The sequence below is a fragment of the Modestobacter sp. Leaf380 genome, assembly GCF_001424485.1.
Lineage (GTDB): Bacteria > Actinomycetota > Actinomycetes > Mycobacteriales > Geodermatophilaceae > Klenkia.
Window position 1 is genome coordinate 701,694 of the sequence record NZ_LMQC01000012.1, and the last position, 25,247, is coordinate 726,940.

Here is a 25,247-nt window from a genome sequence, read left to right on the forward strand (position 1 = left end):
TCAGTGCGGCGGCCGCGCCACCGCGGCCACCCGGGTGAGGGCGTCGGTGACGCGGCCGGCGTCCTCCCCCAGCACCCCCAGCAGGTGGCCCAGCAGCGCGTCATGGGTGGCCTGCGCCGCGGCCAGCCGGTCGACGCCGCCCTCGGTCAGCCGGGTGCTGGTCGTGCGCCGGTCGCCGACACCGCGTTCCTGCACCACCCAGCCGTCCTCGGCCAGCCGGGCGAGCGCCTGACCCACCCCGGCACGCGAGGACCCGACGTCCTCGGCCAACCGGCCCACCGAGGCCCGCTCGCCGCCGACGGCCGCGACCAGGGACAGCAGGCGCAGGTCGGCCAGCGACAGCCCGTGCTGGGCCCGCAGCGCGGCGTCCAGCCGGACGCCCACCCGGGCGTGCACCTGCAGGACCCGGGTCCAGGTCTCGGTCACCGAGGGCCGGGCCCCGGCGAGCCCCCGCAGGTCCCGGGGGACCGTGGCGGCCGGGTCCAACGGGCGGTCGACGTGGGCGCGGTCGCCGGGGTCACCGTGCCTGCCGTGCCTGACCACCTCGGGGACGGCGCTCAGCCGGGGGTGCCGGGTGACGCCCAGTCGTCCCGGCGGGGACGACGGGCGGCCGCGGCGGCCAGCGCCACCGCGAGGAGCAGCAGGGCGAGGCCCGCGGCCATCAGCGGCCACGGTGCGCCCCGGCCGTCGTCGCGGGTCTGCACGGCGGCGATCTCCAGGTCCACGGCGGTGCTGGCCGCGGAGGCCCGGCCCAGCAGCTGCACGGTCGCAGAACCCAGCACCACGTCCTGCGGGATCTGGACGACGGCCTCGACCCGGCCGAGCTCGTCGGCGGTGACCGTGGCCAGCGGCGCGGCGACCCCGCCCAGGGACACCGTCACCTCCTCGCCGGGGGTGAACCCGGTGCCGCGCACGGTGACCACGCTGCCCGGGGAGACCTGACCGGAGGAGACGGTCCCGCCCAGCGGACCGCTCGGCGTGGGGGCCGCGGTGGGGCCGCTCGGGGTGGCCGGCGGCGCCGTCGTGGCGGGCGGCGTGGTGGTCGGTGTGGTGGTCGGTGCGGTCGTGGTGGGAGCCGTCGTGGTGGGGGACGCGGTGGGCGAGGGCGTCGGCCGCGTGGGCCGCGGCGTCGTCGGCGTCGGTGCGGGTGCGGGTGTCGTCGTGGGCACCGTCGTCGTCGGCACCGGGGTGGTCGTCGGGGCGCTCGTCGTCGGCTCGGTGCCGGTCGGCGGGGCCACGGCGGCGCAGTCGGCCTCGGTGGGGCGCGTGTAGTCCCGGAAGGTCAGCGGGTCCTCGGGCCCGTCGGCGCCCTCGACGGCGACGTCCACGACGACGGTGGTGCCCCAGTCGACCTCGCGGCCCTGCAGGGTGGCCTGGGCGCCGGCCGCCAGCTCGGTGGCCGGGCCGGCGGCGACCCCGTCGTAGCCCATCGTGAGCGTGAGCGGCTCGGACCCGTTGGTGACGGCGATCCGGACGAACCCGTCGGTGCAGTTCGGACCGTACACGACCCGGCCGCTGGGGCGGGTCGGGTCCTCGATCGCCGCGGCGGGGCCGGCGGTCACGATCCCGCCGAGGAGGAGGACGGCCAGGGTGACGGCGAGGCGGGCGGCCGGCCGGTGCGCGCCGGGGACCGCGGACACTGCGCTGCGCACCCCACACCCCCGTCCGGTGCCGGCGGGGACGCTCCCCGGGCGACCCATGATGTCCACGGGACCTGCACGTTTGTCGAGCCGGGGCCGTTCCGCAGGCGTGTCGGGCGGTGTGTCGGGGCGCAGGTGGCGGGTGTGACGCCCGGGTCCCGGTCCGAGGGTCCGGGCCGGGGGTCCGGGCCGGGGGTCCGGGCCGAGCACGCCCGTGGCCGCCCACGCCGTCCGTGGCACGGTGTGCAGCAGCTCACTAGCGTCGCGGCATGACCGCAGGGGCAGGCACCGGACGGCGACGGCAGGACGAGGTCTACCGGGCAGGCGTCTACGGCCGCCGTCCGCGGGTGCCCACGGTGCACACCGCGCTGGCCGCCGCGGCCCGCCGCAAGCTCACCGCGCGGGCGCTGGGCTACGTGGCCGGTGGCGCCGGCGGGGAGTCCACCGTGGCTGCCGACCGGGCCGCCTTCGACCGCTGGCAGGTCGTCCCCCGGGTGCTGCGCGACGTCAGCGCGCGGGACACCTCCGTCGAGCTCCTCGGCCGCCGGCTGCCCGCCCCGCTGCTGCTGGGCCCGGTCGGGGCGCTGGAGCTGGTGCACCGGGAGGCCGACCTCGCCGTCGCCCGCGCCGCCGCGGACACCGGTGTGCCGATGGTCTTCTCCAACCAGGCCTCGGTGCCGATGGAGACCACCGCCGCGGCGATGGGCGACAGCCCGCGCTGGATGCAGCTCTACTGGTCCACGTCGGACGACCTGGTCTCCTCGATGCTGCAGCGGGCCGAGGCCAGCGGGTGCGAGGCGGTCGTGGTCACCCTGGACACCACGATGCTGGGGTGGCGCCCCCGCGACCTCGACCTGGGGCACCTGCCCTTCGCCCTGGGCAAGGGCATCGCGCAGTACACCTCCGACCCGGTGTTCCGCCGGCTGGTCGAGGAGCGCGCGGCAACCGCGGCGCCCCGGGACCCGCAGCCCCGCCCGACGCCGGCCGCCGTCCGGGCGCTGGTCGGGATGGCCCGGGCGTGGCCGGGGTCGCTGGTGGAGAACCTGCGCTCGCCGCTCCCCCGGGCCGCGGTCGAGACGTTCCTGGCCATCTACTCCCGACCCTCCATCACCTGGACCGACCTGGCCTGGCTGCGGGCGCAGACCCGGCTGCCGCTGCTGCTCAAGGGCGTCCTGCACCCCGACGACGCCCGGCGGGCGCTCGACGAGGGGGTCGACGGCCTGGTGGTCAGCACGCACGGCGGCCGCCAGGTGGACCGCTCGATCGGTGCGCTGGACGCGCTGCCCGACGTGGTGGCGGCCGTCGACGACCGGGTGCCGGTGCTGCTGGACAGCGGCGTCCGCAGCGGGGCCGACCTCTTCGTCGCGGTCGCGCTGGGCGCCCGGGCCTGCCTGCTGGGCCGGTCCTACGTCTACGGGCTCGGACTGGCCGGCGAGGAGGGCGTCCGGCAGGTGGTGGAGGACGTCGTCGGCGAGTTCGACCTGACGCTCGGCCTGACCGGGCACACGGCGGTCGACCAGCTCTCCCCGGAGGTGCTGCGCCGGGTTTGACAGCCGCCACGGGGGCCACCACCGTCGTCGGGCACCTGCCCGCGGCGAGAGGGGACCACCCGTGAGTGCACCGACGGTCCGCAGCCAGCTCTTCCGCCGCAAGCCCGTGTCGGCGCTGACCGAGGAGACCGACGGCGGCCTGGCCCGCAGCATCGGCACCTTCCAGCTGATGGCCTTCGGGATCGGCGCCACCATCGGCACGGGCATCTTCTTCGTGCTGACCACCGCGGTGCCCGAGGCCGGCCCGGCCGTCGTGCTCAGCTTCGTGATCGCCGCGGTGACCGCCGGGTTCACCGCGCTCTGCTACGCCGAGCTGGCCTCCACCATCCCGGTCTCGGGGTCCAGCTACTCCTACGCCTACGCGACGCTGGGCGAGGTCGTCGCCTACGCGGTGGGCTGGTGCCTGGTGCTGGAGTACGCGGTCAGCTCCGCCGCAGTCAGCGTCGGCTGGTCGGAGTACCTGGACCAGCTCCTGAGCGACACCGTGGGCTGGCGGATCCCGGAGGCGCTGTCCGCCGCCCCGGGCGCCGGCGGGGTGGTCAACCTGCCGGCGATCGTGCTGGTCACGCTGTGCGCGCTGCTGCTGGTGCGCGGGGCCAGCGAGTCCGCGACCGCCAACGCGGTGATGGTCGTGGTCAAGGTCGCGGTCCTGCTGCTCTTCGTCGTCATCGCCGCCACCGGCTTCGACAGCGGCAACCTGACGCCGTTCGCCACCATGGGCGTGGCCGGGGTCAGCGCAGCTGCCTCGACGATCTTCTTCTCCTTCATCGGCCTGGACGCGGTGTCCACGGCCGGGGAGGAGGTGCGCAACCCGCGCCGCACGCTGCCGCTGGCGATCCTCGGCGCCCTCGTCGTGGTCACCGTCGTCTACCTGCTGGTCGCCTTCGCGGCCGTCGGCGCCCAGCCCGCCGCGGAGTTCGAGGGCCAGGAGGCCGGGCTCGCGGTCATCCTGGAGCGGGTGACCGGGGCGTCCTGGCCCGGCGTCCTGCTGGCCGCCGGGGCGGTCGTGTCGATCTTCTCGGTGACCCTGGTGACGATGTACGGCCAGACCCGGATCCTGTTCTCGATGAGCCGGGACGGGATGATCCCGTCGCTGTTCAGCCGGGTGGACCCGCGCACGCTGACCCCGCTGCGCGGCACGGTCGCCGTCGCGCTCTTCGTGGGCCTGCTCGCCGGGTTCGTGCCGCTGGACTTCCTCATCGACCTGACCTCGATGGGCACCCTGGTCGCCTTCTCGGTGGTCTCGGTGGGCGTCGTCGTGCTGCGGCGGACCGCGCCGGACCTGCCGCGCGGCTTCCGGGTGCCCGGTTACCCGGTGGTCCCGGTGCTGTCGGTCGCGTTCTGCCTCTACCTGATCGCCGGGCTGTCCGGGACGACGTTCGCGCTGTTCGCCGGCTGGCTGGCACTGGCCGCCCTGGTCTACGTGACGTACTCCCGCACGCACTCGACGCTGCGGGAGCCCCGGTGACCACCGTCCTGGGCTGGGCCGGTGCGGACGACGACTCCCCGCTCCGACTGGCCGCCGCGGTCGCCCTCGCCTCGGCCGAGCCCCTGGTGGTGGCCTCGGTGGTGCCGCCGGACCCCGACGCCCCGATCGTGTCCCGGGTGGACCGGGAGTACCGGGCCTGGCGGGACACCACCGTGCGGGAGCGGCAGGAGGCCGCGGTCGGGGCACTCCGGTCGCTCGGGGTGGACGAGGTGCGCGGCACGGTCGTCCGGGCGACGTCGGAGCCGGCCGGGCTGGTCGACGCCGTCCGCCGGGAGGACGCCGGGCTGCTCGTGCTGGGGGCCGCCGCCGCGGCGCCGACCGGCCGGTTCTCCGCCGGCTCGGTGGCCGAGCGGCTGCTGCACAGCTCCCCGGTGCCGCTCGCGCTCGCGCCCCGCGACTGCGGGCCGGTCGGACCTCCGTCCCGACTGACCTGCGCGTGGGCCGGCACCGCCCGCTCGGCGGAGGCGCTGACCTGGACCCGGCGACTGGCCCGGCGCTGGGGCGTGCCGGTCCGACTGGTCACCTTCGCCCCGGAGCGGGCCGCGATGCTGCCCTCGGAGACCGGGCTGCGGATCGAGCAGACGGTCAGCGAGGAGTGGGCCACCCAGGCCCAGGGCCGCCTGGACGACGTCGTCGGCGCCTGGGAGGGCGACCCGCCGGAGACCGTGGTGGCCCGCGGTGCCGGCTGGGCGGGTGCGCTGGCCGCCGTTCCCTGGGCGTCGGGCGACCTGTTGGTCGTCGGGTCCTCCCGGCTCGGGCCCCTCGCCCGGGTCTTCCTGGGGTCGACCGCGAGCCGGATCCTGCGGCACTCACCGGTGCCGGTGGTCGTCGTGCCGGCCGGGGCGGGTGGCGCGCCGACGAGGGGTTGACGCCACTGAGTGGCGTGGGTCACAGTGGTCGTGGGCGGGGCAGCCGGCAAGATGATGGCTCCTCACTGCTGAGCGAGACCGACCAACGCGGCCAGACCGCCAGGACCGGCGCCCCGCCCCACACACTGGGTGCGTGCCCGAGGTCGAGTTCGACGTGCACTGGCCCGACGGCCGCTCGCAGTGGGTGTACTCGCCGTCCCTGGTGGTGGAGGACGTCTTCACCGCCGGGAACGCCTACCCGGTGGCCGATTTCCTGGCGCTGAGCCGACAGGCGATGCAGACCGCCAGCGACCGGGTGCAGGCCCGCTGGGGCTTCCCGTGCACCCGGGCGGCGGCGACCCTGGCCGTCCTGGAGACCCGGGGCGCGGCGTTCGCCGACGGCGAGGTGGTGGTCGCGGGGTTCCGGCGCTGCTGAGACCCGCCCGGGAGTGGTGGGATGGGCCGGTGACGAGCGACGCGCAGATCCCTGGCATCCCCTCCCCGCTGCCGACCGGGGTGTTCATCGGCGGGCAGTGGCGGGACTCCTCCTCCGGGGCCACCTTCGAGGTGCTCGACCCGGCCGACGAGACCGTCCTGGCCCGGGTGGCCGACGGCACCACCGACGACGTGACCGCCGCCGTGGACGCCGCGTACGCCGCCCTGCCCGGGTTCGCCGCGACCCCGCCACGGCAGCGCGGGGAGATGCTGCGCCGCGCGTTCGAGGCGATGACCGCCCGGGCCGAGGAGTTCGCACTGCTGATGACCCGGGAGAACGGCAAGGCCACCGCCGACGCCAAGGCCGAGCTGACCTACGCCGCCGAGTTCTTCCGCTGGTTCGCCGAGGAGGCCGTGCGCATCGACGGCGACTACCGGGTCGCCCCGGCCGGGGGCACCCGCACCGTCGTCACCCGCCAGCCCGTCGGGGTCTGCCTGCTCGTGACGCCGTGGAACTTCCCGGCCGCCATGCTCACCCGCAAGCTCGGCCCGGCCCTGGCCGCCGGCTGCACCGTGGTGATCAAGCCCGCCGAGGACACCCCGCTCACCGCGCTGCTGCTCACCCGACTGCTCACCGAGGCCGGCGTCCCCGACGGCGTGGTCAACATCGTGCCGACGATGAACGCCAAGGACGTCGTCGCCACCGCCATGGCCGACCCCCGGCTGCGGAAGATCAGCTTCACCGGGTCCACCGAGGTCGGGAAGATCCTGCTCAAGCAGGCCGCCGACCAGGTGCTGGTGTCCTCGATGGAGCTCGGCGGGAACGCGCCCTTCGTCGTCTGCGAGGACGCCGACCTCGACGCCGCCGTCGACGGCGCGATGCTGGCGAAGATGCGCAACGGCGGCGAGGCCTGCACCGCCGCCAACCGGTTCTACGTCCAGTCCGGGGTGGCCGAGGCCTTCGCCGGCAAGCTCGCCGAGCGCATGGGCGCGGTCCAGGTCGGCCGCGGGGACGACGAGGGCGTCGGGCTGGGCCCGCTGGTCAACGAGGAGACCGTCGCCAAGGTCGACCGCATCGTCCGGTCCACCGTCGACGCCGGTGCCCGAGTCGTCACCGGGGGCACCCGGCCCGAGGGGCGCGGGTTCTTCTACCCGCCCACGGTGCTGGTCGACGTCCCCGTCGGGTCGGCGGCCGTGGTCGAGGAGACCTTCGGCCCGGTCGCGCCGATCATCACCTTCGACACCGACGCCGAGATGCTGGAGCAGGCCAACTCCACCCCGTACGGCCTGGTCGCCTACGTCTTCACCGGCGACCTGGCCCGCGGGCTGCGGCTGTCCGAGGCGCTGGAGTTCGGCATGGTCGGCATCAACCGGGGCGTCGTGTCCGACCCGGCCGCGCCCTTCGGCGGGGTCAAGCAGTCCGGCCTGGGCCGGGAGGGCGCCCACGAGGGCCTGGCCGAGTACCTCTCCACGAAGTACGTCAGCTTCCCGCTCTGAGCCCGCCGGGCCGCCCGGTCACCCGGGCGGCCCGTCGTGGGTCAGGAGGTGGCGACCCGGGCGCCGGACTCGACGTCGAAGACGTGCAGCTCGGTGGTGTCGATGTCCAGGTGGACGGTCTCGCCCTTCATGGGGGGGCGGCGGCCGGGGACTCGGATGGTGGTCATGCCCGAGCGGTTCTCGGTGCCGGCTGCGGCGCCGGCCAGGGAGCCGTAGGCGAAGGCGTCGGAGCCCAGTTCCTCGACCACGGCGACCTCGAAGGGCACGCCGGTCTGGGCGGTGGTGAGGGTGGCGGACTCGGGCCGGAAGCCGATGGTGGCGGTGCGGGCACCGCGGCCGGCCAGCTCGGCCAGCGCGGCACGGGGCACCGGGATCGTCTGCCCGCCCAGCAGCGCACCGCCCTCGGTGAGCTCCACCTCGACCAGGTTCATCGCCGGGGAGCCGATGAAGCCGGCGACGAAGACGTTGGCCGGGCGGTCGTAGAGGTTGCGCGGGGTGTCGACCTGCTGCAGGAACCCGTCCTTGAGGACGGCGACCCGGTCGCCCATCGTCATGGCCTCGACCTGGTCGTGGGTGACGTAGACGGTGGTGGTGCCCAGCCGGCGCTGGAGGGCGGCGATCTCGGTGCGGGTCTGCACCCGGAGCTTGGCGTCCAGGTTGGACAGCGGCTCGTCCATCAGGAAGGCCTTGGGCTGGCGCACGATGGCCCGGCCCATCGCCACCCGCTGACGCTGGCCGCCGGACAGGGCCTTGGGCTTGCGGTCCAGGTAGTCGGTGAGGTCCAGGATGCGGGCGGCGTCCTCGACGCGGCGGCGGGCCTCGGCCTTGTCCATGCCGGCGATCTTCAGGGCGAAGCCCATGTTCTCCGCGACGGTCATGTGCGGGTACAGCGCGTAGTTCTGGAACACCATCGCGATGTCCCGGTTCTTGGGCGGCACGTGGGTGACGTCGTGGTCACCGATCCGGATGCTGCCCTCGGTGACGTCCTCCAGCCCGGCCAGCATCCGCAGCGACGTGGACTTGCCGCACCCCGAGGGACCGACCAGCACGAGGAACTCCCCGTCGGCGATCTCCAGGTCCAGGGCGTTGACCGAGGGACGCTCGGCACCCGGGTACGTCAGGGTGGCGCGGTCGTAGGTGATGGCGGCCAAGTCGGGTCCTCTCGGGCGGTGGGCTGGTGCGCGCGCCGACGGTCGGCTCGATCCACGTCGCCGTGACCCCAGACACTGACACGTCGTCAGCGCCGGAGCCAGCAGAGCCCCTCGGCCGACGGACACACCCGGACGGGGGAACTGACTCCAGTACGCGGATCGCCCTGCCGACCACACTGGTGGCCCCTGCGCAGGGGACGGTCGCCTGGGCGCCGAGGACGACGGGTCAGGGGCGGAGGACGACAGTGGCGCGACGTCCCGCACGCAGCCCCTGGACCGGTGCACCCGCCTCCCGCGCCGTCTCGGGCCGGGTGCTGGTCGTGCTGACCTCGGCCGCGCTGCTGCTGACCGGGTGCGGCACCCCGGCCGGCGGTCTCCTGCCGACGGCACGTCCCGACACGGTGGACGCAACGGCCCCCGCACCACCGGAGGCCGGCTCGGTGGCCGCCACGGCCCCGGCACACGACACCCCCGCACCGGCACCGGTCCCGGACGAGGCGTCCACCGCACCGCCCGGCTCCCCCGGGCCCGCCCCGGCTGCCGGCCCCCAGGACCCGGGCACCCCCGCCCCCACGATGTCCACCGCCCCCACGGTGCCCACCGGAGCCACGGTGCCCACCGGAGCCACGGTGCCCACCGGTGCCACGGTGCCCACCGGAGCAGGGGCGGCCGGCGCCGGTCCCGTCGGGCCCTGGCAGACCGCCAGCCAGGGTGACCCCGGCGCGCAGCCCGTGGGCTCGACCGCGTACCCCGTCCCCTCCGACGCGGTGGTCGTGGACGCCGCTGCCGGCGTCGACAGCAACCCCGGGACCCTCGCCGCCCCGCTCGCGACCCTCGGCGCCGCCGTGACCCGCGCCCCGTCGGGGGCGACGATCGTCCTGCGCGGTGGCAGCTACCACGAGTCGATCACCACGCCCTGGGGCAAGGCGCTCACGATCCAGTCGTTCCCCGGGGAGGGGGTCTGGCTGGACGGCAGCCGCCCGGTGCCGGCCTGGACCGCGGCCGGCGGGGTGTGGGTGTCCACCGGCTGGACCGCGGCCTTCGACACCTCCAGGAGCTTCACCCGCGGTGTCGACGTCGCCGGGTTCGTCGACGCCGCCCACCCGATGGCAGCCGACCCGCAGCAGCTCTTCCTCGACGGCCGCCCCGTCGAGCAGGTGCCCAGCGGCGTCCGTCCGGGGCCGGGGCAGTTCTCCGTGGACACCGTCGCCGACACGCTGACCGTGGGCGAGGACCCCACGGGGCGCGACGTCCGCGCCAGCGACCTGGGACGGGCGCTGAACCTGACCGGCCCTGTCGTGCTCCGCGGCATCGGCGTCCAGCGGTACGCCACGTCCCTCCCCGAGATGGGGACCGTCGTCTTCTCCGGGCTCAGCGCCGGCAGCCTGATGACCAACGTCGTGGTCCAGGACAACGCCACCCAGGGGGTGTCGATGGTCGCGCCGCGGATCACGCTGACCCACGTCACCTCCCGGGCCAACGGCATGACCGGCGTGCACGGCAACAACGCCGACGGGAGCGTCGTCGTCGAGTCGCTGCTGCAGGGCAACAACACCCAGCACTTCAACCGCGGGCCCAGCGCCGGCGGCATCAAGGTGACCCGGACCCGCGGCATCGAGATCTCCCGCAACGTGGTGTCGGACAACCTGGACGTCTTCGGCATCTGGCTCGACGAGTCCGTCGTCGGCTTCTCCGTGATCGGCAACCAGGTGCGCGACAACGGCGACAGCGCCGGGATCATGCTCGAGCTCTCCGACACCGGCACGGTGGCCGCGAACACGGTCTCCGGCCACACGTGGGGCGTGATGGCGCTGGACACCGGCAACGTGCAGGTCCTCAACAACGCGGTCTTCGGCAACACCCGCTACCAGATCGGCCTGCGTCAGGACGCCCGTCGCGAGGCCACCGCCACGTCGGGCCGCGATGCCCGCCGACCGCAGCCCGACCTGACGGTCCCGTGGACCACCCGCGACATCACGGTGAGCAACAACGTGATCGGCGCCCCGACCGACCGCTCCGGCTACCAGCTGATGGCCAAGGACGACGCGACGAACACCCCCGCCTCGGCGATGAACATCCTCATCACGGGGAACGTCTTCACCGCCGACGGGACCACGCTCGTCGGCTGGGGTGCAGCGGACAACCGCACCCTCGTCCGGTTGCAGACGACCGCGGCGGTCCAGGCGACCACGAACCAGCCCCGCCCCTCGGTGGCCCTGCCGGCGGTCCCGGTGCCCTCGGCCGGGTACACCACAGGGGTCCGGACGGCGGCCGACCCGGTGGCCGACGTGGTGGCCCGCCTGCTGGGGACGACACCCGGGGAGCGGTTCATCGGCCCGTGGGGCTGACCCCAGAAAGACGTCAGCCCCCGCACTCACGAGGAGTGCGGGGGCCGGCGCTGTCTCAACCAGACGTGCACCCGAAGGGATTCGAACCCCTAACCTTCTGATCCGTAGTCAGATGCTCTATCCGTTGAGCTACGGGTGCGTGGTCGTGCTGTTCAGTTGTCGCGCGGAGGCTCCGGGATTTGAACCCGGGATGGGCCAAAACCCAAACCGCATTAGCAGTGCGGCGCCATAGACCGGACTAGGCGAAGCCTCCCGGGCCACCAGGTTCCCCCGGAGGCACCGAGGACGAAGACTACCAGCGCCTCCGACCGGTGCCACCGGGGGGGTCCCTCAGGCGGCGACGGTCTCCCGGACGGCCGACACCGGCACCCGGCGTCCGGGCAGCAGGGTGACGACGACGGCCAGGGCCGCCGCGCCCGTGGCCAGCACCAACGCACCGCCCACCCCGTACGTGGTCTCCACGAGCGCCCCACCCAGGGCCGCCCCGACCGCCGACGCGCCGAAGGCGATCGTCGACAGCCAGGTGAAGGCCTCGGTGGTGGCGTCGGCCGGGGCGATGGACCCGACCAGCGAGCTCTGCACGGTCAGCGTCGGGGCGATGGCGGTACCACCCAGGAAGAGCAGGGCCCCGAGCAGCAGGGGCGAGGAGACGGCGGCCAGCGGGAGCATGCCGATCGTCGTCCCCAGCAGACCCCAGCGGTAGAGCCGGGGCAGGGACGCCGACAGCACCCGGGCGCCGAACCAGAGCCCACCGGCGACCGACCCGAGCGACCAGGTGGCCAGCAGGACGCCGGACAGGCCCGGCGAGCCGGCGGCGTCGGCGAACGCCGGGACGGCCACCTCGATCGCACCGAAGCCGAGCATCAGCGCCGTCCCGCTGACCAGCACCCGGGGCATGCCGGGCACCCGGACGGTGGCGAAGAGGCTGCGCTGCACCGGGACGGCGGGCTGCCAGGCCCGCATCGCGCCGGAGGACGCGATGCCCAGCGTGCCGACCACGGTCAGCACACCGGCGACGGCGATCGCGGCGACCGGGCTGGCCAACAGCGTCAGCGTGGCCACCGTCGTGGGGCCGGCGACGAAGACCAGCTCGGTGGTGGTGGCGTCCAGCGCGTAGGCCGTCGGCCGGACGGCGGGGTCCACCCGGGACCACAGCGCGCGCACGGTGCCGCTGACCAGCGGCGTGCTCATCCCGGCCGCGGCCGAGGCGCCGAGGACGGCCGGGGTGGACGTGGAGGTCAGCACGACGGCGGCCAGGGCCAGGAGCAGCAGCGGGTAGGTGACGGACTGCACGAGCAGGATCACCCGTGCTCCGCGACGATCGGCGAGACGGCCGAGCACCGGGGCCATCACCGCCATGGCGATCCCGTAGGTGGCCGAGGCCAGGCCGGCGACGGCGTAGGAACCGGTCTGCTGCTGGACCAGGAGGAGGAGGGCCAACGGGACCATCGCCGAGGGCAGGCGACCGGCGAAGCCGGCCACCAGCAGCACCGGGGCGGACGGCAGCCGCCACACGGTGAGGTACTGACGCATGACTGTGCTCACTTCAGACGTACGAGTGGGGAATCGTAGGGGGCCAACACCCGTTGGGTCCCTACGTCTTCCCGACGGTAGGAGATCGTGCGTAGGGAGTCAACCAAGTGACGACGCCTACAGGGCGTGTCGAGGGCGAAGGGGTCCCATGGACTACGACGACTACGGCTCCAACGCCGTCGAGCTGGCGATCGACCTGGCCAACGTGGACCGGTCCGCCGAGGACTGGCTGCCGGCCTTCCTGACCGCACACGACGAGTGGTTCACCGAGGGCACGTCACTGGACCTCACCGCGCGCGAGGCGAAGGCGGTGGCCTCGACGTCGGACCTGGTCCGCGAGGTCGCCCGGGCCCAGACGCAGGCCGACGTCATCGGCGGGCTCAACGCACTGCTCGCGCTGGCCGCGCCCCGGCCCTACGCGACCGACCACGACGGCGACCTGCACCTGCACTACGCCGCACCCGAGGCCGGCGCCCTGGACCAGCTGACGACCACGGTGGCGATGGGGCTGTCCCAGCTCGTGGTGCAGCACGGCTGGCAGCGACTGGGGGTCTGCGCCGCCGAGGGCTGCGGGAACGTCTACGTGGACACCTCGCGCAACGCGAGCCGGCGGTACTGCTCCAACACCTGCTCGTCCCGCTCGACGGTGGCGGCCTACCGGGCCCGCCAGAGGAGCTGAGCGCTCAGAAGGCGAAGTGCCGGGCCGCCACGCGACGGCGCACCGTGCTGCGGCGGGCACTGAGCGCCGTCGTGCCGGCGACGCCGACCCCCAGCACGACGACCCCGCCCAGGGCGTAGACGGCGGCCACGTCGGGCAGCGGGGTGCTGCTGGCAGCCGGGTCGAGCCGGTCCAGCAGCGAGGCCAGGGTGGCCACGGCGTCCTGCACCGGGGCGGTCAGCGCGCCGACGGCGGCGACGGCGGCGTCCGCCCGGTCGGCCGACACCCGGGCAGCGGCGACGACGGTCTCGGCGAAGGCGGTCTGCCCGGCGACGCCGGGTGCCGACTGCGGGAGTGCGGCGACCTGGTCGCGGGCGGTGCTCGCCGCGACGAGCGCGGCGTGGGCCTCCGCGGCGGAGGCCCCGATGGCCTCGACCTGACCGGCGAGCAGCTCCTGCGCGGTGCGGGCCTCGTCCAGGGCCAGCGCCACCAGGGTGGCGGAGGCCGACGCGTCGGCGCCGGCAGCGGCCTGGGCGCGGGCGGCGTAGGAGGTGGCGAGCAGCTGCCCGGTCTCGCTCTCGGCGGCGGCCTGGGCGCCCTGACGGGCCTGGTCAGCGGCCGAGGCGGCGATGCCGGTGGCGGTGTCGGCCTCGGCCGAACCGCCGGTGGTCGGCTGCTCGGGGACGACGACCTGCGGCTGCGACGTCCGCGGCGCGACCTGCCCCGCGGCCGGACGCGTGGGGGTCCGACCAGCGGCGACCACGGGGGCGGCGACCGGGGCCGGCCCGGCGTCGACCACCGCGACCGGCGGGGCCTCGACGACGGGCGGGGTGACGGCGACGGGCACCGGGTCGCTGGCGACCGGGGTCGGGGCGGGCGTGGGGACCGGGTCGACCGGCGCCGGCGGGGTGGGCGTCGTCGCCGGGGGCTGCGGCGTGGGCGGCTGCGGCGGAGTGGGGGTCGAGGGGTCGGGCGCGGTCTGGTCCGTGGTCGGGCTGACCGGGTCCTCGGCCAGCGCCGGGCCCGCCGTGGCGGTGGCGCCGATCAGCGTGGCGGCGAGCAGTGGGAGGAGTCGGACCCTGGTGCGCACGTCGTGTCAGTCCCTCGTGTGGTGGTTCGTGTGGTGACGGTGGAGCTCCGTCGTCGTCACCCCGTCCATCGACCGGCAGCACCCCTGACCTGGAGGGCGTCTCACCCCACGGGGGGATGCGGGTCGTAGCGTCGGACCCCGTGCCCTCCCCCCGTCTGCTCGACGCCCGGCTGCAGGCCCGTGTGCGCCGGCTGCCCACCACCCGCGTGGACGGCTGGCTGCGCCGGTTGTCGGAGTTCGCCGACCACGGGAAGCTGTGGCTGGTCGTCGGTCTGCTGCTGGGCTGGAAGAAGGGCGCACCGCGCCGGGCCGCGGTCCGCGGGCTGGGGTCGATGGCGGTGTCCAGCGCGCTGGTGAACGTCGTCCTCAAGCGGGTGTTCGGGCGGGTGCGGCCCGACCTGGACGCGGTCGCGTCGTCCCGGGCGCTCGACCGCGCACCGCACACGCTGTCCTTCCCGAGCGGGCACTCGGCGTCGGCGGCGGCGTTCGCCACCGGGGTCGCCCTGGAGAGCCCGTGGGCCGGGGCGCTGGTCGCGCCGGTGGCGCTGGGCGTGGGCTACTCCCGGGTGCACGTGGGCGTGCACTACCCGGGTGACGTCGTCGCCGGTCTCGCCGTCGGCGGGGCGATCGCCGCGGCCAGCCAGCACTGGTGGCGGGTCCGCCCGACCGAGCCGGCCCGGGTGCGGACGGCGTTCGACGCTCCCCCGCTGCCCGGCGGCGAGGGCATGGTCATCGCGGTGAACCCGCGCTCCGGGCGGGAGGACTACGACCCGGCCAGTGACATCGCCTCCCTGCTGCCGCGGGCCGTGGTGCGGGACATCACGCCGCAGGAGTCGGTGACCGACGTGCTCCAGCAGGCCGTTCGGGACGGCGCGCGGGCCCTGGGCGTGGCCGGCGGCGACGGCAGCGTCGCCGCGGCCGCTGCGGTCGCCCTCGAGCACCGGCTGCCCCTGGCCGTGCTGCCGGCCGGGACGCTCAACCACTTCGCCCGCGACGTCGGCGTCGCCACCCCGGTGGAGGCGGCGGCCGCCGTCGAGGCCGGCGACGGCGTCCAGGTGGACGTGGCCACCGTGAACGGCACCCCGTTCCTCAACACCGCCAGCATCGGCAGCTACCCGGAGATGGTGCGGCGCCGGGACCGCCTGTCCGGACGGATGGGCAAGTGGCTGGCGATGACCGTGGCCGCCGGTCAGGTGCTGCGCACCGGGCACCCCGTGCGGCTCGTCGTCGACGGCCGGGAGGTGTCGGTGTGGATCCTCTTCGTGGGCAACGGCGTCTACACCCCGCGCGGACTGTCCCCCGCCTGGCGCCCCTCACTGGCCGACGGGCTCCTGGACGTCCAGTACCTGCGGGCCGACCTGCGCTTCGGCCGCAGCCGGGCGGTGTTGGCGACCCTGCTGGGGGCCAGCGAGCACAGCCGGTCCTACGCGCAGTTCCAGGTGCGTGAGCTGCGGGTGCAGTCGCGGTCCGGCCCGCTCACGGTGGCCTACGACGGCGAGACCGGTGCCGCGCAGACCGAGTTCGTCTTCACCAAGCGTCAGCAGCTGACCGTGTACTGCAGTCGCTGACGGTCCCCGTCCACAGCGAGGTTCGTGACGAGGCCCTGACCTGCATAGACTCCCGCGCACTGTCGGTCGGCTCGGGGGCGTGGGATGCGGGTACGAGGTCTGCGGGTGCTGCTGGTCGCTGTGGTCGGGGCGGTGCTGGTGAGCGGGTGTACCGCGGAGACGCCGGCGAACGACACCCTCCCGACCGCATCGGAGGGGGCGGAGAGCTCCGCGGAGTTGGAGCCGCTGGGGCCGGCTGACCTGCCGATGCCAGTGGAGGCTCGGGAGCGAACGCCCGCGGGAGCCGAGGCCTTCGTCGAATATTACGTGGCCCTAATTAACGCAAGCCAAGTGAGCCTCCAAAGTGACTTCATCCGGCAGCTGAGCGCCGAATGCACGACATGCCGCAGACTCGCGGACGGTGTCGACTACTTCTCTGCTCAAGGGTTTCGCTACGACGGAGGCGCAATTACCATCAATGCGCTTTCCCTACCGACAGCGATCTTGGACACGATGGACTTCTCTGTCGACTTGTCTCAGGCCCAGGTTCGCGTCCTTGACGGAACGGGCGCCGAGGTTCCCGCTTACACGGCGGCCGAGTCCCGATACGGAAGCTCAGGCGGTCAGCTGACGTGGGCGTCCGCCCTGGATTCCTGGACCGTCTCCGACTTGACAATCGAATGAGGCGATTGTTCGCGCTGATCGGATTGGTCGGCGCGTTCATTCTGACCCCCCTGACCGCGACAGCCCTTGCAGCCCCCGCACCGTGTCCGCTCTTGAACTGCCTTGAGACAGGTGCGGGCGAGGGATCAATCAGCTTGTATGCAGCAGACGTTTCTGACGCGGATGCCCTTGGGCTGCGGATTGCGACAAATACCGCACCGCCGGCCCCCTTGTACCGGTGGCGTCTACAGACACCATGCCAAGTCGATGACGCGAACAACGGCGCCTGCAACAGAGGCACCACGACCTGCCCTGCGACTGAAGGGCGGGTGATCACGTACTACTTGATTCAACGACAACGTCTTGCCCAAGCCCTCGACGCAGTGGGGCAGCCCGTTCCCGTTGATGGGCTTCTACCAGCAGCTATCGATGCGCCCCCTGGAACGCCATTCGGGGGGTGGGCAACAAATGGCCAGTCCTGCGTCGACGTCACCGCCCTGAACCCACCTCCGTCACCCGACGAGGTCTTCCGCTACTTCCAGACCCTGCCGCTCCCCCAGCTGACGACGCGCCAGCAGCCACCCGGCAACGCACTGGTCGGGCTCCCGGTCGTGTTCTTCACCGACAGCCCGACGCAGCAGACGTTCACCGTCGACATCCGGGGCTTCGCCGTGGTCATCGTGGCGGGCGCGCAGACGTTCACCTGGCACACCGGGGACGGCACCGACCTGACCACCAGCGACCCGGGGGCGCCCTACCCGGCGCAGACGGTCACGCACTCCTACTCGTCGGGCACGTACACGGCGAACCTCACCGTGACCTGGGGCGGCACGTTCAGCGTCGACGGCGGCGCCCAGGTCGCCGTCCCGGGCACGACGACCACCGACGGACCCGATGTGACGTTCGCGGTCCTGGAGGCCGGTGCCGTCCTGACGAACCCGTACGACTGAGCGCGGACGGCCCCGGCGGCACCCTGCTCCCCAGGCGCCGCGGGCCACAGCTCACTACGGTCGCGATCAGGGTTGCCCCGCTGCACGAGGGGGCACAGAACGCGCTGACGTCGTCGAAGGAAGAGGTACCCCCATGTTGGTCCGCCGGATCGCTCGGCCCCTGCTCGCCGCCTCGTTCGTGTACGGGGGCATCAGCACGCTGCGCAACCCGCAGAGCCGGGTCCCCGGAGCCCGCAAGATCGTGGGCCAGATCGCCGACCAGGCCGACAAGCAGCTGCCCATCGAGGTCCCCAAGGACGTCGAGCAGTGGGTGAAGGTCGACGCCGGGATCAAGGTCGGTGCTGGCGCCCTGTTCGCCCTGGGCGTCTTCCCCCGGCTGTCGGCGCTCGCCCTCGCCGGCTCGATCGTGCCCACGACGCTGGCCGGCCACCGCTTCTGGGAGGACAGCGACGACGAGAAGAAGTTCTCCAACCAGGCGCACTTCCTCAAGAACGCCGGCCTGCTGGGCGGGCTGCTGATCGCCGCCGTCGACACCGAGGGCAAGCCCTCCGCGAGCTGGCGGGTCCGTCGCGCCAGCGACAAGGCCATCTCCAAGGCCGAGGCCAAGTTCGAGAAGGCCCAGAAGAAGGCGGAGAAGGCCCAGAAGAAGGCCAGCCGCGGCAAGACCCAGAAGAAGATCGTGAAGCAGGCCAGGAAGGCCAAGAAGTCCGCGGGCCTCTGAGCACCACGCACCGATCAGCACGGCCATGACACCCGCGGGCGCGCTCCGGAGGATCGCCTTCCTCCTGGAGCGCGCCCGCGAGCCGTCCTACCGGGTGAAGGCGTTCCGCACCGCCGCCACCGTCGTCGACGGTCTGGACGACGCCGAGATCGCCCGCCGGGTGCGGACCAGGACCCTCAAGGACCTCAAGGGCATCGGCGACAAGACCGCTGCCGTCATCGTCGAGGCGCAGGCCGGCGACGTGCCCGCCTACCTCAGCGACCTGGAGGAGCGGCACGCCGTGCAGCCGCTCACCGGTCCCGCCGGCGAGCTGCGGGCCGCGCTCCGGGGCGACCTGCACAGCCACTCGGACTGGTCCGACGGCGGCAGCCCCATCCGCGAGATGGCCGAGGCCGCCCGGGACATCGGGCACGACTACCTGGCGCTGACCGACCACTCCCCCCGGCTCACCGTCGCCAACGGCCTGACCGCGGAGCGGCTCAGCCGCCAGCTGGACGTCGTCGCCGAGCTCAACGAGGAGCTGGCGCCCTTCCGCATCCTCACCGGCATCGAGTGCGACATCTTGAGCGACGGTTCCCTCGACCAGTCCGACGAGCTGCTGGGACGCCTGGACGTCGTCGTGGTCAGCGTGCACTCCGAGCTGCGGGCCACCCGGGCCCAGATGACCGAGCGGATGCTGGCCGCCGTCGCCAACCCGCACACCGACGTCCTCGGGCACTGCACCGGCCGTCTCCTGGTGGAGCGGGAGCAGGCCGGCGGCAAGAAGCAGCGGCCCCGGCCGGAGAGCGACTTCGACGCCGAGGCCGTCTTCACCGCGTGCCTGGACAACGGCACCGCGGTGGAGATCAACTCACGCCCTGAGCGGCTGGACCCGCCGATGCGGCTGCTGCAGCTGGCCGCCGACATCGGCTGCGACTTCTCCATCGACACTGACGCGCACGCGCCCGGTCAGCTCGACTGGCAGGGCGCCGGGTGCGAGCGGGCCGCGCAGGTGGGCATCACGGCGGACCGGGTGGTCAACACCCGTCCGTGGGGCGTGGGCTGAGCCTGCGGCTCAGGAGGTGAGGGCGCGAGCGACCCGGCCGACCGGCTCCGGGGCGTCGATGACGTCCAGGGCGCGGCGCAGGATCGTGCTCGAGGTGTGCATCGTGTACGGGAAGTAGTGCACCCGGACACCGACAGCGGCGAAGTCGGCCTCGAGGCGCTCGCCCTTCTCGGTGCCACGCCAGTCGTCGCCCTTGAAGATGACGTCGAACCCGCCGACCTGGCGCCAGGTCTCGACCTTGTCCGGCACGACCTCGGCGTGCACCTGGTCCACGAAGCGCAGGGCGCCGACGATCTCCATCCGCTCCGCGAGCGGGATGACCGGGGTCCGGCCCTTCGTCAGCTCCAGGACGTCGTCCGCGACGACGCCGGCGATGAGGTGGTCACAGTGCTCCGCCGCGTGCCGCAGCACGTTGAGGTGCCCGATGTGGAACAGGTCGTAAGCACCGGGTGCGTAGCCGACGACAGGCAAGGGGTTCCTCCAACGACGATGGCCGGCCCGGGACCGGGCGGACCGAGCTTAGGGCGAGAAGACGACTCTGTGTGACGAAGCAGCGCGTCACCACTCGTCGGTGTGAGTCGTTGGACCGCAAGACCGCAGCTCAGCGCTGCATGTGCTGGTCACGGCTCGACCACCGAGAGTGACTGGGAGTCTGGCACCATGTCCGGTGATCAGGGAAGTGGTCCTCCCTCGGACGGGTGGCGGCGACGGCGCTGGGCGGTGTCCTGGGCCCCGGGCGGCCGTAGTTTCCGTTGCAGGACGACGGCACCGTGACCACACGGCGCCCAGACGAGTGGTCACGGAGGACTGGTGGAGCTGCGCGAGTACGCGGCGGTGCTGACGCGCCGCTGGAGGTGGTTGGCGGCGCTGCTCGTCGTCTGCCTCGGCATCGCCCTGTTCGCCGCGTTGGCGAGCCCCAAGACGTGGACCGCCCAGACCCAGGTGTTCGTGTCCAGCACGACCGAGACGAACACCAGCTCGCAGTTCGTCCAGCAGCGCGTCAAGAGCTACCCCGACGTCGCCCGCAGCGCCGAGGTGCTCGAGCCGGTGCTGGGCACCCTCGGCCTGGACACGACGCTGGCCGAGCTGCGCGCGGGCATCGTGGCGGAGAACCCCGCCGACACCTCGCAGATCAACATCTCGGTCACCGACGCCGACCCCCAGCGCGCGGCCCGGATCGCCGACGCGGTCGCGGAGGAGTTCAGCTCCGCCGTCGAGCGGCTCGAGACCACCGGCGAGGGCACCAGCCCCGTGGCGCTGACCGTCACCAACCCCGCGACCGTCCCGACGTCGCCGACCAGTCCCCAGGTGGTGCTGCTGCTGGCGCTCGGTCTGGTGTGCGGCCTGGGCTCCGGGCTCGCCGCCGCCCTGCTGCGCGACCGGATGGACCTCCGGGTCTGGACCCCCGAGGACGTGCGCGCTGCCTGGGGCGCCTCGGTGCCCGACGTGCTGTCCTCCGGGACGAGCCGCGAGCCCTCCGACCGCGCCGCCCAGGTGCTCGCGCGCCGCATCGAGCGCCGCGCGCAGAGCGGCCCGGTCCGCGTGGTGCTGGTGTCCCCCACCGACCGCGGCGACCGTGCCGTCGCCGCCCTGGCCGACGACCTGACCCAGGTGCTCACCCGCCGGGGCGTCGGGGTCGGCCGGACGACGTCCGCCGTCGGCGCCGACCAGCCCGACGTGTCGACCACCCCGGCCGCACCGGCCGAGGGCGCCCCGCGCACCCGTCCCGTCCTCGCCGAGAGCCTCGCCGGGTCCGAGACCGCGTCCGCCCGTCCCGACGTCGAGTTCGTCACCGTCCCCTGGGACGCCGCGCTGACCCGCTGGCGCAGCGAGGTCGCCGCCAGCGACGGGGTCGTCGTCGTCTGTCCTGCGGGCAGCGCCGACCGGGTCGACGTCTTCGAGCTCGGCCAGCTGCTGGACGGCGTCGAGGCGACGGTCGTGGGCGTCGTCTTCCTCTCCGGCCCCTCCGGCGGGTTCCCCGGCCGCGGACGTCGGACCCGCCGACGCCAGACCGAGGCTCCCGTCCCCGGCGCGGCGACCGCACCCTCGACCAGCGTCCCGGCAGAGCCCGCGGGCGACAGCGCCCGCGTCCCCTCGGCCCCGGCCACCGCGGAGACCCCGCCCCCCACCGCGACCACCGCCCCCACCTCCGCCGTGTCCCAGCGGACCGGGCCGGCGCGGGGCACGGTCCCCGGCCTCACCCCCGCCCGTCAGCTGGCGGCCGATCGACCGGCCGCGCCCCGACTGGTCGCGGCCGACCCCGGGTGGGCACCGCTGACCTCCCCCGCACCTGCCCTCCCGGCCGAACCGGGGACGCCGGACGAGGCCGCCGACGCAGCCGCCCGGCCCGTCCTGTCCGGCGTCGAGCCGGCCGCCGTCCCCCGCAGCAACCGGGTCGCCGGGGCGTCGCGCCGGGCCTCGGCCGCCTCCGGCCGTCGTCCCGCCCGGGTGACGGCCCGCGTGCCCCGCTCCGACACGTGGTGACCCGCACTCCCGGTACCCGCTCGGAGCTCGCCCGCCCGCCGCTGGCCGCGCTGCTGCCCACCCTCCTGGTGGTCGCCGGCAGCGTGGCCTGGCGGCGGGGCGACGTCTTCTCCGGCGGTGTCGACCCCGTCGTCGCCGCCAAGGCACTGGTCAGCCTGGCCGCGCTCGTCCTGGCCTGGCGGCTGGACTGCTCGGGCCGGCCCGGACGACGGGTCGGCACCGGCACCCTGTGGGTCCTCGCGGTCCTCCTCGTGGCCTCCGTGCTCGGTGCCGCCGAGCACGGCACGCTGGTCGCGGGAGCCGTCGTCGCCGTCCGGGTCGCGATCATGGCCGTCACCGTGCGGCTGCTGCTGCGCGCGGTGGGCGCCACAGCGCTGCTCACCGCGGTGGTCTGGGCCTGCGGCATCGTCGGCGGCGTCGCCGCGCTGACCGGCCTGGCGACCTGGACCGGCGGACGGCTCTTCGGGGGCCTGCCCCCGCTGAACCCCAACGAGATCGCCCTGCTGGCCGGGGTCGTCGTCATCGGCGCCGCCTGGCCGACCCTGCTGGGCCGCGGCCGCCCACGCCACGCCGTGGTCTTCCTCGTCGCCGCGGGCGTCCTGTGGCTGACGGGGTCCCGCACCTCGCTGCTCGTCGTGCTCCTGGCGGTCGGCGTGGGCGCGCTGCGGCTGCGCCGCCCCCAGGTCGGCCTGGTCGCCGGCGCCGGGCTCGCGGTCACCGCGGGCGCCCTCCTCATCGCCTCCACCAGTGCCGTCAGCTCCTTCGTCGACCGCACCGACGCCTCCGGCAACAGCACCCTGGGTTCCCGGTTCATCGCCTGGGAGGCGGCGCTGGACTGGGCCGACTCGACCTGGCAGTGGGCCTTCGGGGCCGGTCTCTCGGTGAAGCTCATCCCGGTCGCCGGCCAGTGGTGGAACGAGCAGCTGCTCGACAGCAGCTGGGTCTCGGCGTTCGTGCAGGCCGGTGTCGTCGGTGTGCTGGCTGCAGCCGCGTGGGTCGTCGCGGCCGCCCGCGGTCTGCGGCACCTCGAGGCGGCAGCCTGGCCGGCCGCCGCGGGGCTGCTGTTCTTCGTGTGCGGTCGCAGCCTGCTCGAGAGCGGCCTCCTCGACGCCACGCCCGCCCTGCTGGTCCTGCTGACCGTGTCCTTCGCCGGCGAGCGCGGCACCCGGGGGCTCCCGGTGGCCGACCCGCCCCCGGCGGCCGGGTCACCTGCGCCCGCGGACCCCGTCCTGGTGGGCTCCCGTGGCTGACCGTGCACCGCGCGTCCTGGTCGCGCACCCCTCCTCGGACCTGTACGGGTCGGACCTCCAGCTGGTCGAGAGCGTCCGGGCCCTCGTCGGCGCCGGGTGGACGGTCACGGTCACCCTGCCGGCGGACGGGCCACTGACCCCTCCGCTGACCGCAGCCGGGGCGCGCGTCGTCGCGCTCCCGGTCCCGGTGCTCCGCAAGGCCCTGCTGCGCCCCCGCGGGGCGCTGACGCTGGTGCGGGACGTGCTGCGCAGCGTCGTCCCCTGCTGGCGGCTGCTCCGCTCCACCCGGCCGGACGCCGTCTACGTCAACACCGTCACCGTCCCCTCGTGGCTGCCCCTCGCCCGCGCGCTCGGGGTGCCCGCGCTGGTCCACGTGCACGAAGCGGAGTCCGACCTGCCCCGCTGGCAGGCCTGGGTCCTCAACGCGCCACTGCTGCTCGCCACGAGCGTGGTGGTCAACAGCAACGCGGCACGGGACGCCCTGCTCGGGGCGCTCCCCCGGCTCGGGGCCCGGACGACCGTGGTCCACAACGGCGTCCCGGGCCCGCCCGCCGAGCCCCGCGTGGAGCCCCGCGGTACGGGACCGGCGACGCTGGTGCTCGTCGGCCGGCTCGCCCCGCGCAAGGGCAGCGACGTCGCTGTCGAGGCCACCGCCCTGCTGCGGGCCCGGGGGCTGGACGTCGACCTCGAGCTGCACGGCACGGTCTTCCCCGGCTACGAGTGGTTCGAGGACGAGCTGCGCGAGCGCGCCGCCCGCCCTGACCTCGCCGGACACGTGCGGCTGGCCGGCTACACCTCGCCGACCTGGCCGGTGCTCGACCGTGCGGACGTCGTGCTGGTGCCCTCCCGCGCGGAGCCGTTCGGCAACGTGGCGGTGGAGGGGCAGCTGGCCCGGCGCCCCGTCGTGGCCAGCGCCGTCCAGGGCCTGCGGGAGATCGTGACCGACCGACGGACCGGCCGGTCGGTCCCCCCGGGGGACCCCACCGCGCTCGCCGACGCGGTGGAGGAGCTCCTGCGCGACCCCGACAGCGCTGCGGCCCTGGCCGACGCCGGCCGCGACTCCGCCGTCGCCCGGTTCGGCATCGGCCAGTACCAGGAGTCGATCGTCGCCCGGGTGGCCGCGGTCGCGGGACGCCGGCGCCGCTGAGCCCGTCCGCTCAGGACGTCGGCACGGCCGGGCGCGACCGCGGGACCAGCACCCGCCAGCGCACGGCGGCGGCTGCACCCACCGGGCCCAGGGCCAGGACCGCTGGTGCCCACTCGGCGGCCGTGGGGCGCAGGACCACGAGCACCAGGACCCCGAGCAGCGCAGCCATCTCCACGGTCCGCCAACCCAGCACGGCGCGCTGCGCGCCGTGCACCGAGGCCAGCCCCGCGTAGGGCAGCAGCAGGGCGCCGGTGACGGCGTAGGCGCCCCACCCGGCCACCGAGGCCGACGGGACCGGGTAGTCCCCGTCGGTCAGCAGCGGCCCCAGCCACGGCGTGGCGAGGACGGTGACGCCCACGACCACGGCGACCAGACCGGCGGCTGCCAGGGCGGCCCGGTCCGCCCGCCGGAGCAGCTCGCCCGGCGGCCGGTGGCGGGCCGCGGCGAACCACGGCAGCAGGAAGGACCCCAGGCCGGCCACGAGCACGAGGGTGGGCGAGGTCAGCACACGGGCCGCCTCCACGGGTCCGTACGCCGCCGCCCCCGCGGCGCCGATGACCACCAGCCGGACCAGGGTGAGGGTCAGCGGGCGCACCGTCTGCCCGGCCGCCCGCCAGACGCCGAAGGCGAGCACCACGCGCAGGTGGGCACCGCGCCACGGCCGGCCCGGCCGCTCCCCACCGGGCAGGAGCAGCACCGCCAGGGCGCAGGAGACCAGCTGGCCCACGGCCAGGGCCGCGAACAGGTCCACCACCTCCAGCGGGGACCGCGAGGCGGACACCGCGAGGACGCCGAGTGCGACGGCGGCGCCCCCCAGGTCGACGGCCGGGAGCTTCCAGTAGCCCCCGGTCGCCATCATCAGCCGCCGCAGCACGTCCTCGACCACGAAGGCGAGGGTGGCCAGGCCCACCCAGGCCGCGGCCGCCAGCCCGCCCCACCCGGCCCAGGCCGCGAGGACGGCCCCGAGCAGGCCGGTCCCCACGGCGACGCCCGTCGCGAGCCGGTGCAGCGCCGCCCGGACCCCGGGGTCGTGCCGGTCGAGCACGGTGAGCGAGTCACCGACGAGACCGCTGCACACCGCGGTCACCAGGACCACGGCGCCATAACCCAGCGAGAACGCGGCCAGTCCGGCGGCACCGAGCTCACGCGCGGCGGCCACCTGCAGCACGAGGCCGGAGACGGCGAGGGTGCCCTGGGCCAC

At 74.7% G+C, this 25,247-nt stretch carries 22 protein-coding genes and 2 tRNA genes; 15 read left to right on the plus strand and 9 right to left on the minus strand.

The features are described from left to right. Both ASG41_RS11460 and ASG41_RS23575 read right to left on the minus strand, forming a co-directional pair. Positions 1-543 carry a MarR family winged helix-turn-helix transcriptional regulator gene (locus ASG41_RS11460; RefSeq protein WP_056294127.1) on the minus strand — a complete coding sequence of 181 codons (543 nt, stop codon included), beginning with the start codon at positions 541-543 and terminating at the stop codon, positions 1-3. Between the two features lie 14 nt (positions 544-557). Continuing rightward, on the minus strand, positions 558-1,652 hold the full coding sequence (locus ASG41_RS23575; protein WP_157519282.1) for a hypothetical protein: 1,095 nt from the start codon (positions 1,650-1,652) through the stop codon (positions 558-560). A gap of 257 nt (positions 1,653-1,909) precedes the next feature. Here ASG41_RS23575 and ASG41_RS11470 point away from each other — a divergent pair, with 257 nt between their 5' ends. The 5 genes from ASG41_RS11470 to ASG41_RS11490 all read left to right on the plus strand — a co-directional run bounded on the left by ASG41_RS11470 (position 1,910) and on the right by ASG41_RS11490 (position 7,459). Then, entirely contained in the window at positions 1,910-3,190 is a 1,281-nt protein-coding gene (locus tag ASG41_RS11470) for an alpha-hydroxy-acid oxidizing protein (RefSeq protein WP_056294135.1), read from the plus strand. Positions 3,191-3,251: 61 nt separating this feature from the next. Then, positions 3,252-4,658: an amino acid permease gene (locus tag ASG41_RS11475; protein WP_056294139.1), complete on the plus strand. Its 1,407-nt coding sequence runs from the start codon at positions 3,252-3,254 to the stop codon at positions 4,656-4,658. Next, on the plus strand, positions 4,655-5,548 hold the full coding sequence (locus ASG41_RS11480; RefSeq protein ID WP_056294142.1) for a universal stress protein: 894 nt from the start codon (positions 4,655-4,657) through the stop codon (positions 5,546-5,548). Before ASG41_RS11475 ends, ASG41_RS11480 begins: the two co-directional genes overlap by 4 nt. 133 nt (positions 5,549-5,681) lie before the next feature. Further along, positions 5,682-5,963, plus strand: coding sequence for an MSMEG_0570 family nitrogen starvation response protein (locus ASG41_RS11485; RefSeq protein ID WP_056294145.1), 282 nt, complete (start codon positions 5,682-5,684; stop codon positions 5,961-5,963). Positions 5,964-5,992: 29 nt separating this feature from the next. Next, positions 5,993-7,459 (plus strand): NAD-dependent succinate-semialdehyde dehydrogenase, encoded by a 1,467-nt coding sequence (locus ASG41_RS11490; RefSeq protein WP_056294148.1) that lies wholly within the window; start codon positions 5,993-5,995, stop codon positions 7,457-7,459. 41 nt (positions 7,460-7,500) lie between these two features. Here ASG41_RS11490 and ASG41_RS11495 read toward each other — a convergent pair whose 3' ends face one another. After that, complete coding sequence (locus tag ASG41_RS11495; RefSeq protein ID WP_056294153.1) at positions 7,501-8,610, minus strand: ABC transporter ATP-binding protein; 1,110 nt, start codon at positions 8,608-8,610, stop codon at positions 7,501-7,503. A gap of 245 nt (positions 8,611-8,855) precedes the next feature. Between ASG41_RS11495 and ASG41_RS25275 the strand changes: the two genes are divergently transcribed. Then, positions 8,856-10,958, plus strand: coding sequence for a right-handed parallel beta-helix repeat-containing protein (locus ASG41_RS25275; RefSeq protein ID WP_056294157.1), 2,103 nt, complete (start codon positions 8,856-8,858; stop codon positions 10,956-10,958). Between the two features lie 66 nt (positions 10,959-11,024). Here ASG41_RS25275 and ASG41_RS11505 read toward each other — a convergent pair. The 3 genes from ASG41_RS11505 to ASG41_RS11515 all read right to left on the minus strand — a co-directional run bounded on the left by ASG41_RS11505 (position 11,025) and on the right by ASG41_RS11515 (position 12,491). Continuing rightward, positions 11,025-11,097, minus strand: a tRNA-Arg gene (locus ASG41_RS11505). Between the two features lie 25 nt (positions 11,098-11,122). After that, positions 11,123-11,211, minus strand: a tRNA-Ser gene (locus tag ASG41_RS11510). Positions 11,212-11,288: 77 nt separating this feature from the next. Beyond that, the gene (locus tag ASG41_RS11515; RefSeq protein WP_056294160.1) at positions 11,289-12,491 is read right to left on the minus strand and encodes an MFS transporter; all 1,203 of its coding nucleotides are present in this window, start codon (positions 12,489-12,491) and stop codon (positions 11,289-11,291) included. A gap of 148 nt (positions 12,492-12,639) precedes the next feature. Between ASG41_RS11515 and ASG41_RS11520 the strand changes: the two genes are divergently transcribed. Further along, positions 12,640-13,170: a CGNR zinc finger domain-containing protein gene (locus tag ASG41_RS11520; protein ID WP_056294162.1), complete on the plus strand. Its 531-nt coding sequence runs from the start codon at positions 12,640-12,642 to the stop codon at positions 13,168-13,170. A gap of 4 nt (positions 13,171-13,174) precedes the next feature. Here ASG41_RS11520 and ASG41_RS11525 read toward each other — a convergent pair whose 3' ends face one another. Further along, on the minus strand, positions 13,175-14,239 hold the full coding sequence (locus ASG41_RS11525) for a hypothetical protein (protein WP_056294165.1): 1,065 nt from the start codon (positions 14,237-14,239) through the stop codon (positions 13,175-13,177). Positions 14,240-14,379: 140 nt separating this feature from the next. Here ASG41_RS11525 and ASG41_RS11530 point away from each other — a divergent pair, with 140 nt between their 5' ends. The 5 genes from ASG41_RS11530 to ASG41_RS11550 all read left to right on the plus strand — a co-directional run bounded on the left by ASG41_RS11530 (position 14,380) and on the right by ASG41_RS11550 (position 19,165). Continuing rightward, positions 14,380-15,807 carry a bifunctional phosphatase PAP2/diacylglycerol kinase family protein gene (locus ASG41_RS11530; protein ID WP_162245553.1) on the plus strand — a complete coding sequence of 476 codons (1,428 nt, stop codon included), beginning with the start codon at positions 14,380-14,382 and terminating at the stop codon, positions 15,805-15,807. Positions 15,808-15,912: 105 nt separating this feature from the next. Beyond that, positions 15,913-16,470 (plus strand): DUF6318 family protein, encoded by a 558-nt coding sequence (locus ASG41_RS11535; RefSeq protein ID WP_056294173.1) that lies wholly within the window; start codon positions 15,913-15,915, stop codon positions 16,468-16,470. Positions 16,471-17,060: 590 nt separating this feature from the next. Then, positions 17,061-17,399, plus strand: coding sequence for a hypothetical protein (locus ASG41_RS24775; protein WP_235564736.1), 339 nt, complete (start codon positions 17,061-17,063; stop codon positions 17,397-17,399). 133 nt (positions 17,400-17,532) lie between these two features. Next, positions 17,533-18,120: a DoxX family protein gene (locus ASG41_RS11545; RefSeq protein ID WP_056294180.1), complete on the plus strand. Its 588-nt coding sequence runs from the start codon at positions 17,533-17,535 to the stop codon at positions 18,118-18,120. A gap of 25 nt (positions 18,121-18,145) precedes the next feature. Next, positions 18,146-19,165, plus strand: coding sequence for a PHP domain-containing protein (locus ASG41_RS11550; protein WP_056294183.1), 1,020 nt, complete (start codon positions 18,146-18,148; stop codon positions 19,163-19,165). Positions 19,166-19,174: 9 nt separating this feature from the next. On the opposite strand, the gene ASG41_RS11555 is transcribed toward ASG41_RS11550, so the two are convergent. Next, entirely contained in the window at positions 19,175-19,636 is a 462-nt protein-coding gene (locus ASG41_RS11555; protein WP_056294186.1) for an adenylyltransferase/cytidyltransferase family protein, read from the minus strand. A gap of 339 nt (positions 19,637-19,975) precedes the next feature. Between ASG41_RS11555 and ASG41_RS11560 the strand changes: the two genes are divergently transcribed. The 3 genes from ASG41_RS11560 to ASG41_RS11570 are packed head-to-tail and all read left to right on the plus strand — an operon-like array spanning position 19,976 to position 24,046. Beyond that, on the plus strand, positions 19,976-21,649 hold the full coding sequence (locus ASG41_RS11560; protein WP_056294189.1) for a YveK family protein: 1,674 nt from the start codon (positions 19,976-19,978) through the stop codon (positions 21,647-21,649). Next, positions 21,646-22,899 carry a hypothetical protein gene (locus ASG41_RS11565; protein ID WP_157519284.1) on the plus strand — a complete coding sequence of 418 codons (1,254 nt, stop codon included), beginning with the start codon at positions 21,646-21,648 and terminating at the stop codon, positions 22,897-22,899. The genes ASG41_RS11560 and ASG41_RS11565 overlap by 4 nt, the downstream gene beginning before the upstream one ends. Further along, positions 22,892-24,046: a glycosyltransferase gene (locus tag ASG41_RS11570; protein WP_056294193.1), complete on the plus strand. Its 1,155-nt coding sequence runs from the start codon at positions 22,892-22,894 to the stop codon at positions 24,044-24,046. Before ASG41_RS11565 ends, ASG41_RS11570 begins: the two co-directional genes overlap by 8 nt. A 10-nt stretch (positions 24,047-24,056) precedes the next feature. On the opposite strand, the gene ASG41_RS11575 is transcribed toward ASG41_RS11570, so the two are convergent. After that, on the minus strand, positions 24,057-25,247 hold the full coding sequence (locus tag ASG41_RS11575) for a hypothetical protein (protein ID WP_235564737.1): 1,191 nt from the start codon (positions 25,245-25,247) through the stop codon (positions 24,057-24,059).

Excerpts from the sequence above, each read along its gene's own strand:
- ASG41_RS11470 (WP_056294135.1), top strand. The coding sequence starts at position 1,910 with ATGACCGCAGGGGCAGGCACCGGACGGCGACGGCAGGACGAGGTCTAC.
- ASG41_RS11515 (WP_056294160.1), bottom strand. The coding sequence starts at position 12,491 with ATGCGTCAGTACCTCACCGTGTGGCGGCTGCCGTCCGCCCCGGTGCTG.
- ASG41_RS11520 (WP_056294162.1), top strand. The coding sequence starts at position 12,640 with ATGGACTACGACGACTACGGCTCCAACGCCGTCGAGCTGGCGATCGAC.
- ASG41_RS11545 (WP_056294180.1), top strand. The coding sequence starts at position 17,533 with ATGTTGGTCCGCCGGATCGCTCGGCCCCTGCTCGCCGCCTCGTTCGTG.
- ASG41_RS11550 (WP_056294183.1), top strand. The coding sequence starts at position 18,146 with ATGACACCCGCGGGCGCGCTCCGGAGGATCGCCTTCCTCCTGGAGCGC.